Origin of the sequence: Vibrio sp. RM-41-2B (assembly GCF_024744415.1) — a bacterium.
GTDB classification, from domain to species: Bacteria; Pseudomonadota; Gammaproteobacteria; order Enterobacterales; family Vibrionaceae; genus Vibrio; species Vibrio diabolicus.
Map to the genome: position 1 here is coordinate 1 of NZ_JAMQWD010000004.1, position 13767 is coordinate 13767.

At 41.5% G+C, this 13767-nt stretch carries 13 protein-coding genes; 4 read left to right on the top strand and 9 right to left on the bottom strand.

Annotated elements, in window-relative coordinates:
• Positions 1 to 78: 78 nt before the first annotated feature.
• From NB463_RS01490 to NB463_RS01515, 6 genes are all read right to left on the bottom strand, one after another.
• Complete coding sequence (locus tag NB463_RS01490) at positions 79 to 2166, bottom strand: rolling circle replication-associated protein (RefSeq protein ID WP_258430738.1); 2088 nt, start codon at positions 2164 to 2166, stop codon at positions 79 to 81.
• A gap of 54 nt (positions 2167 to 2220) precedes the next feature.
• Complete coding sequence (locus tag NB463_RS01495) at positions 2221 to 2448, bottom strand: hypothetical protein (protein WP_258430740.1); 228 nt, start codon at positions 2446 to 2448, stop codon at positions 2221 to 2223.
• A complete protein-coding gene (locus tag NB463_RS01500; RefSeq protein WP_258430741.1) occupies positions 2430 to 2732 on the bottom strand; it encodes a hypothetical protein in 303 nt (100 codons plus the stop codon). Before NB463_RS01500 ends, NB463_RS01495 begins: the two co-directional genes overlap by 19 nt.
• Before the next feature lie 62 nt (positions 2733 to 2794).
• Positions 2795 to 3130 (bottom strand): hypothetical protein, encoded by a 336-nt coding sequence (locus NB463_RS01505; protein ID WP_258430742.1) that lies wholly within the window; start codon positions 3128 to 3130, stop codon positions 2795 to 2797.
• Positions 3131 to 3139: 9 nt separating this feature from the next.
• Positions 3140 to 3679 (bottom strand): phage regulatory CII family protein, encoded by a 540-nt coding sequence (locus NB463_RS01510; RefSeq protein ID WP_258430744.1) that lies wholly within the window; start codon positions 3677 to 3679, stop codon positions 3140 to 3142.
• Positions 3680 to 3831: 152 nt separating this feature from the next.
• On the bottom strand, positions 3832 to 4032 hold the full coding sequence (locus tag NB463_RS01515) for a Rha family transcriptional regulator (protein WP_258430745.1): 201 nt from the start codon (positions 4030 to 4032) through the stop codon (positions 3832 to 3834).
• A gap of 204 nt (positions 4033 to 4236) precedes the next feature.
• Between NB463_RS01515 and NB463_RS01520 the strand changes: the two genes are divergently transcribed.
• From NB463_RS01520 to NB463_RS01535, 4 genes are all read left to right on the top strand, one after another.
• The gene (locus NB463_RS01520; RefSeq protein ID WP_258430747.1) at positions 4237 to 4842 is read left to right on the top strand and encodes a phage repressor protein CI; all 606 of its coding nucleotides are present in this window, start codon (positions 4237 to 4239) and stop codon (positions 4840 to 4842) included.
• Positions 4843 to 4982: 140 nt separating this feature from the next.
• Positions 4983 to 6710: a dsDNA nuclease domain-containing protein gene (locus NB463_RS01525; RefSeq protein ID WP_258430749.1), complete on the top strand. Its 1728-nt coding sequence runs from the start codon at positions 4983 to 4985 to the stop codon at positions 6708 to 6710.
• On the top strand, positions 6695 to 8872 hold the full coding sequence (locus NB463_RS01530; RefSeq protein ID WP_258430751.1) for a DEAD/DEAH box helicase: 2178 nt from the start codon (positions 6695 to 6697) through the stop codon (positions 8870 to 8872). Before NB463_RS01525 ends, NB463_RS01530 begins: the two co-directional genes overlap by 16 nt.
• A gap of 1 nt (position 8873) precedes the next feature.
• Complete coding sequence (locus NB463_RS01535; RefSeq protein ID WP_258430752.1) at positions 8874 to 9917, top strand: phage integrase; 1044 nt, start codon at positions 8874 to 8876, stop codon at positions 9915 to 9917.
• Between the two features lie 130 nt (positions 9918 to 10047).
• Here the strand turns inward: NB463_RS01535 and NB463_RS01540 are convergent, their stop codons facing one another.
• The 3 genes from NB463_RS01540 to phrB all read right to left on the bottom strand — a co-directional run bounded on the left by NB463_RS01540 (position 10048) and on the right by phrB (position 13760).
• Positions 10048 to 10992, bottom strand: a complete 945-nt coding sequence (locus tag NB463_RS01540; RefSeq protein WP_258430754.1) for a hypothetical protein — start codon at positions 10990 to 10992, stop codon at positions 10048 to 10050.
• 419 nt (positions 10993 to 11411) lie between these two features.
• Positions 11412 to 12338 carry a L,D-transpeptidase family protein gene (locus NB463_RS01545; RefSeq protein WP_005394922.1) on the bottom strand — a complete coding sequence of 309 codons (927 nt, stop codon included), beginning with the start codon at positions 12336 to 12338 and terminating at the stop codon, positions 11412 to 11414.
• A 6-nt stretch (positions 12339 to 12344) separates the two neighbouring features.
• The gene (gene phrB / locus NB463_RS01550; protein WP_145472178.1) at positions 12345 to 13760 is read right to left on the bottom strand and encodes a deoxyribodipyrimidine photo-lyase; all 1416 of its coding nucleotides are present in this window, start codon (positions 13758 to 13760) and stop codon (positions 12345 to 12347) included.
• Positions 13761 to 13767 lie beyond the last annotated feature (7 nt).

The window sequence follows — 13767 nt, forward strand, 5'->3', positions numbered from 1 at the left end:
AATAGCACTTTAAATCAACTTTAAGAAATAGCGGTTCACTACTCTAACCTTTAAGTTCTTATGACGACACAAACCGGACTAACTCAATATTGGAAAAAGCCGCCCCTCAAGATAATCTGCCGTAATGCTATGCCAATAAGAAAGCTCACTTTCATCAACTTCCATGTGTGGTATAGATTCATGTAATAGTGATTGCCAATAGGACTGATTCTCCTTAAATCGCTGATATTCAGATTGATAGAAGTGGCTCGCGTCTTGTTTTATATCGCTCAGGTCCAAATCCCTGCAGTTCAATGACCACCCTCTTGCACCAGCAGCCCAAACCATAAACTTGTCTACTTTATCCTTAGCCAGTTCTCCCTCAAACGTAATGCAGAAGCGATTGCTCGTATTCACGTGTACTCCCCTGCTATGCAAGTTCTGACTCAGCTTTTCGGCCTGCTTTTCCAAACGGATGATTCTCTGATAAAGCTTGTTCTGATACTCCTCAGATTTCTGCTGCTTTTTGGCGATCGCTTTGGCCTTGATGGTTTGCTCTTTGGCATTTCGTAGCTTGCGGATTTGCCGCTTAATTGGCTTTTTCCACTGCTCAAGTTTGTAGCCCAACTCCTTAATAATTGCGGTCATATTGCCAGCTTCAAACGAAGCAAGAGTTTCCCAGGCAGGAGCTCTTGAGCACTTCGCGATATTGTATCTATTTCCCTTGATTAGCCCTTGATCAGCATTTTCACCTTTCGCGGCATAGCCAACAGCCTTGATAATGTAGGAACCGGCGGCTTTTGGCTTTTTGATTCGCTCTAGTTTCGCAAATCCATGTCCCCATATTTTTTCAAGTCGCTTAGCCCAAGGGCTAAAGAGATGCTCTGGTACCGTCCAGCGTAGCAAAATATGAACGTGCGGATTAGGCTCTCCATCTTCATTAGCTGGACACTCGGCTACCCATATGTAATGGAAATCAGCAGGCAAGTAAGTCGGGCCAACATCGCCGGGCTGAACATGTTTAGCAACTTTCTCCTGAGATAAGTCGCAGTACTTTCGTCCACTATCTTTATCAACTTGGACGGTATGGTCCGCAACCCAGCCGCGTTGATACATTTTCTTTGCGCCATCAAGAAAACGAGAGACTTCTTTACCTATCGTTGTCTCTAAGGTTTTTTCCATCGAGAACTCTTGCTTGGGCTTTTGTTTAAGATCGCAATACGGCCCGGCTATGACACTGCCCTGGTTCATAGCTTTAACACGCTTACTATCTGAGGTTGGAAACAGCCAGTATTCTCCACCAATATCCGTGATTGGTTGGTCAACTTTCTTTTCACCACGCTTAGGATGTACTGTCACCATGTTGCGCTTATAGATTATTGGATGATGCGACCCCATGCTGACACACTCACTTCCATCCAACATTCCACCGAATATGGCCATTCGTTGTGCCTTGGTGAAAGTCAGCGTGAGAAAAGTAGAGAAACCACCATGGCAAGCTGCAGTGTAAGCCCCTGCCTCAAAGATTTTAGAAACAGAACGGGACGTCAACTTTTCCGAGAATCTCTCACCACTGTTTTCCGAAGGCGCAGCACTAGATGGCGTTTCGGTTACCGCCTGAAACTTATAAGTTTCATTCCAAGACCGGTGCATTAGCTGCATTGAAATAGGAATCTTTTTAGGTTCGCCTTGTCCTCGTTTTCCATTCTGATTGAGAATGGCAGGTTTGGAGCGCTCGTTCGTTTCATACAAAGCATCATGGCTGAAGTTGGCGTCGGCATTGCTGATGATACTTTTAGGGCGTAGAGACTTGCTCAGACTCATCAATTGCTTAATTTGCTTGTCTTTTCTGTGGCGAAATTTCTCTGTCGGACTTTTGCGCCCTTTGACTAGCCTATACTCTTCGGCGATTCTCGCCGCCGCTTCGCGGTCGTGTTCCGAGAGATAATTTACAGATTTATAGAAGTCAGTTCGCTCTTGAAGATCTCGTTCGCGCTTAGACTTTCGGTTGGGAACGCGATCGTATATCGCTATTTTTTTGACTATTCCACTATCTAGAAGTGCTTGTTCTTGGTCTGAGTAAATTTTGGAACCTAAAAAACCAGCATTATAGCTGGCGTCATTATTTTTGATTCGGTCCAAGGGCATCACTGCCCCGCCGATATATAGAAGATCAGATTGATTCATAATCTATCCGTAGTTTGTCTTTACCTACCGAGAAAACGGTAAACTTTTGGTGCGTCATACCGCCACCAAGTCTTGAGTCGTCACTATCATGAAACCACCTTTCATATTGCCTTTGCTCAATACACCTTTGCTTAGATGAGTACAACTGAGGGAAACACACGCTTGTTCGATGGCTTGGTCTAATGAGTCGAAATCACCAACTATTACATTGGCAACTTCTTGCGTATCTTCATGGCGGATAACACCGCCAGATGGGCAAAGCATTATTGCGGCATATTGCATAAGACAGGCTCCAGCTCTTTCTCATCGCGACGAACGGCAACGCGTTCAATCAGGTAATCTTCAATGTTCAGTAGTTCTTCAAGCGCACGCTCTTTATCAATCAACACAACGTTGTGGGCGTGGTTAGTCGTGTTCTCATCAAACACAATCACGTTGAGAAGGCTCATTTTTGATGAGTACTCGATACGAATACTGATAACGTCTGAGCTATCCAACGCCAAAACGAACAGACTATTAATGGTTGTTTGGATAGCGAGTTTGTTTGCAACTTCATTTAGATCCATCTTTTATGCTCCTACGCTAAGACGAAAAAAGCCCCCTATTACAGGAGCAAAGGCTTGAAGAATTAATGCGTACTACTGAATTGGTAATGCTTGAGGCGTCGAACGTCACCAAGATTGCGATCGAACAACGTCGCGATTTCTTTAATCTGTTGCATGCCGCTTCGGATTTTTTGGAGTTCCAAATCGTTGAAGCTTTCAAACTCTCGCACGTGCTCCGAGGCTTTCAGATCACCGGCGACTAAAACCATACCGCGAAAACGTGGTGGCATAGCGTCCCACAATTTTTTCAACTTGCCGCGAGTAACGGAACCATTGAACAATGCTTTACAAGCGGCAATGCTCTCACTGGCTTTGGGTGTTTGCTTTTGTTGTTCTTGTTGAATAGCTAACTGACTCATTATTACTCCTTAAACTAATCCTGGAAGTGGGGCACCGTTGGCAAGGAAATCAGTCCCCATTTGCATTAACGGCTGTAAACCTGTGGTGCGGTTTTCAAGGTCATTTATAAGCAAAACCAAGTTACCTAGCGCCGCTTGAGCTTTGGCGAGGGTTTTGCGCTTGCGAGATCGCGGTAAACGCTCTGCGGTGCACATTGCCAACGCATCGCTAGAAAGCTCACCGGAATGAGTGCTGAGCTGTAAGACGCGCTCGAGCAGATTCAGGTCTGTTTCTGCTTTTGGTAGCGGAATCGTGACAACGCCATCGTTTGAAAACAGCGTATTTACGATTGAGTAATCACCAGAAACACGGCTAATAGAAGCAAGTACAACTGGTTTAAGCACGTGCGGTTGGTTTGGGTTCAGCATGTTGCGAAGCATTGTGCCGTTTAGTTCTAACTTTCGGGCAATTGCTTCAACGTCGTGATTGACAACAAAATCACAGCAAGCAGCATCAAAAGCTTGTTGTTTGCGTTCACGCAATACGCACATTGAGTTATTTACATACATGATAAATACTCAAATGAACAAACAAGGAGAGCAAACAAATAACCAACCGATAAGATTGAACCAAAGTGGACATTTGTTTGGGTATTTGTCTTCCCAAGACTTACTCATAGCATCTTGCGAGGTAATCTTGACTTTAAGTAGGACAGAAAAGCTCATACTTGTTGCTCCGCTGCGCGCTGGTAGACCTTTACAAGGTTAATCAAAACACTGCCACGCTCTCCCCTCTTCTCTAGAATTGGGATTTCGCCGGCAGCAATAGCTCGGTCTAATGATGAACCAGACCAACCAGTACGACGAAGAAACTCTTTTTTAGTACAAAAAGGTGCATCAACCGCTATTTGAATACTTGCCATAAGTGGTATCCTACTTGTTTGAGATTTGTTGATGCTTATTGGTAGCACATGACAGCATCAAATCGTTTATGACATATTCTTGATCGCAAATACGAGTTGGTCAACTTTTAAATTCGACTTAGTTTGTTAAAAGCGATATTTAATCACCACAAACGTGATCGGGAACGCACTAACTGTGCGCTAAAAGAATGAGTGAATATCGAAATGAGCAAAATTCCTGCAAAAGTCCCCGCTTTTGACTATTTAAAAGGCAGAGATTTCACGGAAAAACTTAAGGAAGTGACAGGTTGTTCTACATTTGACTTAGTAGCAGATCACTACGGCGTTCCTAAATCGACATTTTTTACTTGGCACACTCATAATCGAACTGGCTTCGAATTAATTGTTCGAGAACACTTAGCATCAGGCGCTTCTGTGCGTTACTTAGCGCTAGGTCAAGGCGAGCCATTCCCCAAAAGCGAGACACCATCAGCAACTAACAGCATTGAAAAGTTTTCAATCGTTAACGGCAAACTCGAACAAATGGGAACTGTTGAACTCGGTTTTTCGACGCTAAATGAGTTTGGTCTTGTAAAAGAAAATCTAATTATTATCGAGCAGAATGGACGCCACTTATATGTAAACAAAGCAGAGTCTCAGCCTGCATCCGGTGACTACTTGTTGGATATTGACGGAGTTTTATCAATTAACTATCTACAACGCTTACCAGGTAAAAAGTTAGTAATCGCGTTTGACACATCAACTATCGAAGTATCTGAAGAAGATATAAAAGTAATTGGGCGCGTGTCTGTGGAAATGAAGAAGAAGTAATAAATTTAGCTTTATTACATAAGACTAATATTACAATGCCCTACAATTTAGGGCATCTATACCAATAATTGCAACAAATTGCATACCCATTAGTAGCTATGCCATAGGTTGTCATATTTTTATAGAATTAAGGGTTATCAATGAGTTTGACCGAAATGGAGCTATCCGATAGTGGTGGACCCGGAGCTCTAAAAGGCTTTACATATCAAAACGTTGCTGCTGCATATTATGTTTTAACTATGCTTGAGGACAAGACTCTACAGTCTGTGCGTTGCGAAGTTGTTGATGATATCGATTTAATATTCAAAAACAAAACGGTGTACATTCAAGTCAAGACAACTACCAGTGATTCAAATTGGTCGCTCAAGGATTTGGCTGAAGCAACGACTAAGAAAGTTGCTCCAGTAAAACCTCAACGTGTTGTGCAAACTGTCAGCCTAGAAGATTCTATCTTGCATAAATCAATTTTATGCGACAAAGGTAAAAAACCCAGCCAGTTTAAAATAATTACAGATAGAGAAGTGACTGGTGCCCTAAAATACCTCAGAACTCCATTAGCTACAAGGAATGAGAAAGAAGCCCTAAAGGGTAATCTAACTAAGCACTTAAATTCTCTTATTGAACGACACAGACCACGGAAAAAACCTCCTTTTATTTCTCCAAATGGAAACGGAGTGGAATATTGGGTTCAAAACGCTGAGTGGGAAGTTGTAAGCTCCCAAGAGCTTCTAGAGCACCGCTGCACTAAACTTATTTTGCAGTGCGCCCATAGAAAAGGAATTTACTTAAGCGCTAACGGCGATCCCGAAAGAATTCTGTGCTCCCTATTACATGCTCTTTTTAACAAAGCTAAAGCATCAAGAATTTTAAACTCCGTAACCACTAAAACCTATCACAGGAAGGATTTCTTACCATGGTTTGATGCTGAAATAGAGCATTACACAAACCTCAGCAAACAACACGTAAAAGTTTATCCGACTAATAACTCATGTTTACAGGCTATCCTTTCCGAGTTTTTTAGCAACAAAGACATCTACGGAGCAAAAGGGGTTGAAGGAGAGAAAGCATTAGTTGGTGTTGCAGGTGAGTACCACAGAAAACGGTATAACTACGAAGCTATCGCTAACAACCTTTATGACTGGTTTCACGAGGTACTATTGCTTCCGAGCGAAATTGCAGATCATAGCCCAGAAAAAGTCACCGCAAACTTTAGGACGCTTGCTTTACGCTACAAAAAAGAAGCCTTATTCATAAATAATTTGATTGCTAAAGCGTTACTACACTCAGTAATCAGAACTAAGTACAAATCTCAGCCTATAGCTGCCAGCCTGCATGTCGACGATGGTAATAATACCCGCTTCGATAATATTCATATCATATTAAACGTTCACGAGCCTGATACATTGCTCATGGGTTTCAGCCGTTTAGTAAGCGTTCAAGATGGTAAATTTATTGAAAGTATAGTCAATGAATTTGATGACTTGTTAACATCGAGCGCTTTTTCAAGCCAAAAAGAAAAAATTCTCATTGCAAAGAAAGATAACTATTTATTAGAGCATGATATCAATGAAGTTCTTGCGGCTAATCAATCCTTAGATAATAACCTCGATCGATTTAGATTCGTGTTTTTCATTGGCTACGAATCCGAGCACCTCGAGTGCAACTCTAAAAATATGCCAGAAGACTTTAAAAACAATCTCATCTTAGAGGCGACTGAGCAATTTAAAACTTTAGTAGACAAACTAATCGAATCAGATGATTTTTACGCAGACTTGCACATAGAAGCATATCTTTACCCTATACCATCATTAAAATCACTGATATCTACGGTAGAAACACAGGTTAAATCACAATGGACTACACTTTAGACCCACAATTATGCTTAGAAGACGTTCAAAGTAATAAACTAAGTGCGTTTTCCTACCTAAAAAAGGCTAATGATTGCTTATCTTCCCCTGATTTGAATTCAATAGGACAAGAGTTAATTATTCGAGCACTGGACTCACTACCTTTGTTTGATCAACAAGCTATACTACTTCAAGAGCTAATAAGAACTGCAGGGTTATACCCCTACCTAAAGAAGTATGGTTCGAATCTATCATTAGAAGAAGAACTAGCGTTAGATGTTTATAAAAGTAATTTCGACGATGACTTCATATTCCATTCAATGCAAGCTAGAGTTTTCAATTTACTTTTATCCGGCAAAAATGTAGTCCTAAGTGCCCCAACTAGTATGGGTAAAAGTGCAATTGTCGATGCTTTAATTGCGAGCAAGAAATTCAATAGTATTGTTATTGTTGTGCCGACAATAGCTCTAATAGATGAAACAAGAAGGCGTATTCAACAACGATTTGGAAATGAGTACCAAATTATTCATCATGGCTCTCAAGTTAAGCGAAAAGAAAAAGTAATTTATATCTTCACGCAGGAACGTGTGAATGAGCGTGAGGATTTAAAAAATATTGACTTTTTTATAATTGATGAGTTTTACAAGCTCGCTGATGTTAAGGATGAATTATCAAGACCTAGAGCCTTTGCGTTGAACATCGCTTTAAGCAAACTACTGACGGTGTCAAAACAGTTTTACATGATAGGCCCATACATAGATGCCATTGAAGGCTTGAGTTCATTGAAGCGTGCGTTCACATTTATTCCCTCCGACTTTAAAACTGTTGCACTCAATATCCATAAATATGATATCGGAGCAAACGATCTTCAGAATAAAAACGAACAGCTTGGAAAAATAATTAACACCTACGTTGGGCAAACGATGATTTACTGTAAATCCTCGAGTTCAATTACGAAAACAATTCGTTATTTAGTCTCACTTGAAAGCATACAAAACAACAATTTTCTCGCGACTGCCGATTCTTCGGTAAAGAAATACTATAAGTGGTTGAAGAAAAACTATGGCGCAGACTGGGGCTGTACCAAAGCTTTATCTTCTGGTATCGGTATTCATCATGGGGCCTTACCTCGTGCTATCCAACAAAAAAACGTTGAGCTTTTTAATAACGGAGAAATCAAATACTTAGTTTGCACGTCTACAATGATTGAAGGCGTTAACACATCGGCTCAGAATATTATTATTTACGATAACCGGAACGGAACCCCTAAAATTGATAACTTCACACACAAAAATATTTCAGGCCGTGCCGGAAGAATGGGTAGATATTTAGTAGGTAATGTTTTTTGCTTAGAGACTTTACTAGATCCAGAACCACATGTAGTAACTTTGCCCTTAGGTAAGCAGGATGATGAATCTCCGATCAACTTACTAGCAGGGATACAGCCAGATCATCTTTCAGAGCGAAGCCAGTGGAATTTAACTCAATTTGCTAGTCAATCCAGTGTCCCTATGGACATAGTTAAAAAGCACTCAAACTATAGCGTAGAAACATTAGAACAAGCATATGACTTAGTATCTAGACTCTCTATTTTAGAACTCAAAGCTATAGCTAACGTAACCAAACCTAAACGATTTCAATTGAAGCTGTTAACAGATTTCATCAAGACCGTAGAAAGCCGGGTACTTATGAGGCAACAACTTCATTATGAAGACAATGACGAACTATATAAAAGACTGGGTCGCTACATATACTCTGCCAATCATACTAAGTACATTCATAATCAAATTGATAGGTTATATTTATCGGTGGAAAGTAGTGAAATACGCTCAGATGAGACGGACAAAGAGCTAACTATAGTACGCAACATATTCAAACATGCTGTAGCTAGAGCGCTTTCACTACTAGAAGATCTTCTTAACGACCGTCTAAAGCTCTTAGAAGCTGACTTCAAATCTAACTTAGGCTGGCTTGTACATGTGTTCGAAAATAGTCACCTTCCTTCTTCATTCTCTGCGTTAGAGGAAATGGGGATACCTATCGAAACTTTGGAAAAACTAGTTTCTGAACGCTTAAAAAGTACAGATATTGATACGTTGGTTCGTTACTTGCGCATGTATAGAAGGCATTTTAAACAGCTTAATTCTGTTGATCACATGTTTATTGAACAAGCAATTATCTAACATGACTGTACGAAACTTAAAGGACGGAAACAAAAAGCCCTGGCTCTGCGAGTGTTACCCGCAAGGAAGGAGTGGTAAACGCATTCGTAAGCGGTTCGCAACTAAAGGCGAGGCACTTGCTTTTGAAAAATTCACTATGAAAGAAGTCGAAGACAAGCCTTGGCTTGGTGACAAAAAGGACCTGCGTACACTTCAAGACTTAGTCGAACTTTGGTACAAACTTCACGGCCAACATCTAAAATCCGCTCAAAAAGTTTACCCTCGACTATGCACAATAGTTGAAGAATTGGGTAACCCTTTTGCAATTAAGTTCACTGCAAAAGACTTTGTTCACTGGCGGTCTAGCAGAAAAGTGAAGCATAGACATATTGCGGCTGATACCGGAAAATTGATATCTGCGCCCACCAACAATCTCGATTTGAGATATCTGCGAGCTGTTTTTAATGAACTCATTTCTCTTGGAGAGTGGAATCAACCAAACCCACTTACAAGCGTTAAGTCGATCCCTGTTACTGAATCCGAAATGGGCTTCTTCTCTAATGAGGACATTACCATGCTCTTCGATAGGATCAGTAAAAGCAAGCGAGCAAAAGAGTACGAGCTCGTTTGCAAAATTTGCTTATCAACAGGAGCACGAATTTCAGAAGCTATTAACCTTCGCCTTCCACAAGTTACGAAGTACAAAATCACATTTATTGACACCAAAAGCAAAAAGAACCGTACTGTGCCGATTACAGAGAGGCTTTATAACGAGCTGATGGAGTTTGAACGAACGGGAGAAAAGGATAGGTTGTTTAAAAGCTGCCTTCATGGCATTGCCTATATCGTAAATCGGACATTTCCAGACTTACCGGATGGTCAGAACACCCACGTGTTTCGTCATACCTTCGCAAGTCGATTTATGGAGGCCGGAGGAAATATTCTCGTCTTGCAGAAAATCCTTGGTCACAGTGATATCAAAATGACCATGCGCTATGCCCATTTTTCACCCGATCACCTGATACAAGCGGCTGAGTTAAACCCTATTTCTAAACTGGGATTATAACTTCACTTCTAGTTAACTTCTTAGAAGATTCATTATATTTGTAGTGGTCAACTAAAGTTGTTTCAGATAACAATCTTAATATGCTCCCGAGCAACACTTAGTTACTCGGGAGCAAATTAAGTTGGTTATCTTATCGGAGACAAGTTTTGGACTGTGGTGCAATTGGTGTTGTTATCGATTTATTAAACTCATCCAGGGAACAAACTCCATATTGTAAACGGGCTAACTTTTCTGCCATTGGTTTAGTTAACAATAAAGAAGAAAACTTGAACTTGGCTCCGACTACTTTTGTTGCAGACTTAAACTCATTAGCTGGAGCACTTTTTCCACTATTTTCGCTGTATTCCATTTGCATCCATGTATAACCTAGCGAGTACCATACGTCTCTACCTACACTTTCAGTAGTTATTTCATTTTGTGCAAATGTTGTAGCTGTATTTTTAGTATTTGATTGACTTGTACAAGCTACTGCAAGGTCGGTTAATGCAGAAGTTATTTTGTCTGGATCACCAGTAAAGATACTTGAGACCGCTGCCGTTGCTTTAGTAATAAGGTCCTTATAATTCTTTTCTTCATAATGCAATTCTTTTGAATCAACGGTTACAATTTCGAAAAGCGATATGCTAGAAACAATCTGTGTATAATTTGCAAATCCTTTAGCACTGTCTTCACTATCACCAGAAATTGGGTCCCATCCAGACTCAACACGTGCGGCGTTAAGTAATGTTGATACTGCTTGAGATGGGTAGGCTTGAAAAACAGCGGCCATTTCTTCGATTTCTTGCTGCGTAGGTTCAGAAATAGATTGGTATTTCTGGACTCCCTCTTGACCTTCTTTTATCGCTTCTTCCGAATCAGACGAAGTATATGTACTTGGATTTGAACCAGGTACATATTGGTCATGGGGTTGATTTAGAAAGTCAACCAACGAAGAGCTAGAGGACAGTAAATGATCTTTCAACATTAATGATTTAGCTGCATTTTTTGTTGAAATAAATTCTTCACCAACAATCGACGTCAAATCATCAAAAAAGCCTGCTTCTTTGAGTGTCAATCCTTTAGTTTGTATGTTCATAATTCAGTCCATATGTTAATTACCATCAGACAATAATATGCACAAACGCACATATCATGAGTAGTATTATATAGACGTCGATTTAAACTAAAGCAATATACAGGATGTAGAAAATATGCAACACCATGAATTTGTTTGTGTTGTTTTCTAAGCTAAACTTAGTGAATATAATTAAATTAGAATATTCTGAATTAAAAGGAATTTCTTTAATGAACAGTCCTATTCATCGGGTCCCAACCTATCATAAGTGGCGACAAAATGGCGGCAAATTTTCTCAATACTGGTGATTATTGAATAGTATTGATAAAGCGGGTGGTTTTTAAAGCATTGAAATAGCTAAGAAACTATTGATTTTACTGGGTTGCGGTAATAGCTATGCATTACACTAAGTAAGATTTGATACCGCGTCTTAACGCCTGTTAAGGCGCGGTTATTTCGACAGGAACCCCATTCTGTGCGGCAATCGCTGCTTTAGCCTTCACATTTTTCAGTCCGAACTCATCCAGCCACCACTTTAACTCTTTTGGTACCTGTAGGTGATCTTTCTCACCATTGCTGCGAGTCAATGGCTCATGAGCCTCTAAAAATACACTTCTGTCCGGCTCTAGTGATACTTTCACTGGTTGGTTAATGATATTCACTTCTTCACCGTTACGAACTTTTTCAAACAACCATTCAATGTCGCTTGGGTCCATACGAATGCAACCCGCGCTGACGCGCATGCCGATGCCGAAATCTTTGTTGGTACCGTGAATAAGGTATTCACCATTTCCGTAGGCTAAACGCAATGCAAACATGCCAAGCGGGTTGTCTGGACCGGCAGGTACAACGGTTGGCAAATCAATACCTTTCGCTTTGTACTCGGCTCGAATCGAGGCTGGCGGCGTCCACGTAGGGTTTGGACGCTTTTGGCTAATACGCGTTGTCATCACCGGGGTGTCTCGCCCAATTCGCCCGATTCCCACGGGGAATACATGCACAATATCTTCTCCTTTCGGGAAGTAGTATAAGCGCAACTCCGCTAAATTAATGACAATGCCTTTGTGGGGTACATCTGGGAGGATCAGTTGTGTTGGAATAGTAAGAACGTGTCCCTCTTCTGGCAAGAAGGGATCCACGCCTTTATTTGCTGCCATTAAACCTAGCATCCCGACATCGTAATGCTTGGCAATATTTGCCATGGTTTCGCCTTCTTGCACGACGTGGTTTTCAAGGCGACCAATTAAACGACTGCCATCCTCTGGTAGCTCGTACATTTTAGCGAATGACAAACCACTCGCTAAAGATAACGATACAGATAACAGCGTACGTTTTGCGAAACTCATTGATCGCTTTTTGCTAAGCATTTCACTTTATTCCTTGGCACTTTTAAAGAGCCGTAAGGTTATCTCTCTTTCTGTCTTGTGATCAACCATCGGCTTGTGATATTCCAGTAAAGAAAATCCCTCCCAAGTCCAAGGTTTATGGATGTATTTATTTGGAACACTCTTGATTTCAGGCACCCAGTGGCGCACGAATTGACCATCAGAGTCAAACTTCTCACCTTGGCTTATCGGGTTGAAAATACGGAAGTACGGCTGCCCATCACAACCCGTCGATGCAGACCACTGCCAACCACCATTGTTTGCTGCGAAATCGCCGTCCACCAGCTTACTCATGAAGTACGCTTCGCCCCAACGCCAGTCAATGTGTAAATCCTTGGTGAGAAAGCTCGCGACAACCATGCGAAGCCTGTTATGCATCCAGCCTGTTTGGTTGAGCTGACGCATTGCTGCATCGACGATCGGGTACCCTGTCGCTCCTGTCTTCCATCGCTCAAAAGCCTGCTCATCATAAGACCACTGAATTTTATCCTCCCAGTCGATAAAGCCTTTGCCTTTAACGAGCTTTGGTTCGAAAACCAACAGATGCTGATAAAACTCACGCCAAATGATCTCACTCAACCAAGTTGCTTTTCCTTCTGTTAGGTCATTTTGTTGGTTTTCAGCATACAAGCGAGCAATACATTGCCTTGGTGACAATGCACCAATCGCAAGATAGGGAGACAGTTGACTGGTGCCATCAATAGCCGGAAAATCTCGCTCTTCCTTGTAAGCATCACTGCGCTCACGAGCAAATTCCCTAAGCTGCTTTAAAACATCATTGGTCGAAGCAAACCAATCCTCGCTGGACTCTCGGGGATAGCTAAACGTGAAGTCTGAACTAAATCGAATCGGCTCTAATTGTTCCAATATTTTGCTGCTTAGCGGCGCTTGTTCTTGAGGCTTTGTTACCGCTGGCATTTGAAACTGCGTCAACCAAGCACGTTTGAATGGTGTAAATACCTTAAAATACTCACCTTGCTTATTGAGAACCGTCGTTGGTGGGTGCACACATTTGTCGTGGAACAGTTCAAAGTCGATATCATGGGAAGCTAGCGCCTCACTCACTTGTGCATCGAGCTCTCGTTCATTCACTTCATAGTGAATATTCGCCATAACAGACGTTGCTTCAAGTGTTTTCGCCCATCCACTAATCACTTCGGTACAATCAGAAAACGACGGCACCTCTTTGTATAAAAAAGGAACATTCAGGCTTTCCAACTCGTCGTTGAGATACTCTAAACGACGAGCAATGAGATCCGCCTGCATCGGCGCCATGTGGTGTTCTCGCCACTGCTCTGGCGTCGCGATAAAACAAGCGACAACAGGCTGACCTGAATCTAACGCCGCTTTAAGTGCGGTGTGGTCTAACGTTCGTAAATCACGTCGAAACCATACTAAGATCATGGTGTCT

Excerpts from the sequence above, each read along its gene's own strand:
- NB463_RS01490 (WP_258430738.1), bottom strand. The coding sequence starts at position 2,166 with ATGAATCAATCTGATCTTCTATATATCGGCGGGGCAGTGATGCCCTTG.
- NB463_RS01495 (WP_258430740.1), bottom strand. The coding sequence starts at position 2,448 with ATGCAATATGCCGCAATAATGCTTTGCCCATCTGGCGGTGTTATCCGC.
- NB463_RS01500 (WP_258430741.1), bottom strand. The coding sequence starts at position 2,732 with ATGGATCTAAATGAAGTTGCAAACAAACTCGCTATCCAAACAACCATT.
- NB463_RS01505 (WP_258430742.1), bottom strand. The coding sequence starts at position 3,130 with ATGAGTCAGTTAGCTATTCAACAAGAACAACAAAAGCAAACACCCAAA.
- NB463_RS01510 (WP_258430744.1), bottom strand. The coding sequence starts at position 3,679 with ATGTATGTAAATAACTCAATGTGCGTATTGCGTGAACGCAAACAACAA.
- NB463_RS01515 (WP_258430745.1), bottom strand. The coding sequence starts at position 4,032 with ATGGCAAGTATTCAAATAGCGGTTGATGCACCTTTTTGTACTAAAAAA.
- NB463_RS01520 (WP_258430747.1), top strand. The coding sequence starts at position 4,237 with ATGAGCAAAATTCCTGCAAAAGTCCCCGCTTTTGACTATTTAAAAGGC.
- NB463_RS01525 (WP_258430749.1), top strand. The coding sequence starts at position 4,983 with ATGAGTTTGACCGAAATGGAGCTATCCGATAGTGGTGGACCCGGAGCT.
- NB463_RS01530 (WP_258430751.1), top strand. The coding sequence starts at position 6,695 with ATGGACTACACTTTAGACCCACAATTATGCTTAGAAGACGTTCAAAGT.
- NB463_RS01535 (WP_258430752.1), top strand. The coding sequence starts at position 8,874 with ATGACTGTACGAAACTTAAAGGACGGAAACAAAAAGCCCTGGCTCTGC.
- NB463_RS01540 (WP_258430754.1), bottom strand. The coding sequence starts at position 10,992 with ATGAACATACAAACTAAAGGATTGACACTCAAAGAAGCAGGCTTTTTT.
- NB463_RS01545 (WP_005394922.1), bottom strand. The coding sequence starts at position 12,338 with ATGCTTAGCAAAAAGCGATCAATGAGTTTCGCAAAACGTACGCTGTTA.
- phrB (WP_145472178.1), bottom strand. The coding sequence starts at position 13,760 with ATGATCTTAGTATGGTTTCGACGTGATTTACGAACGTTAGACCACACC.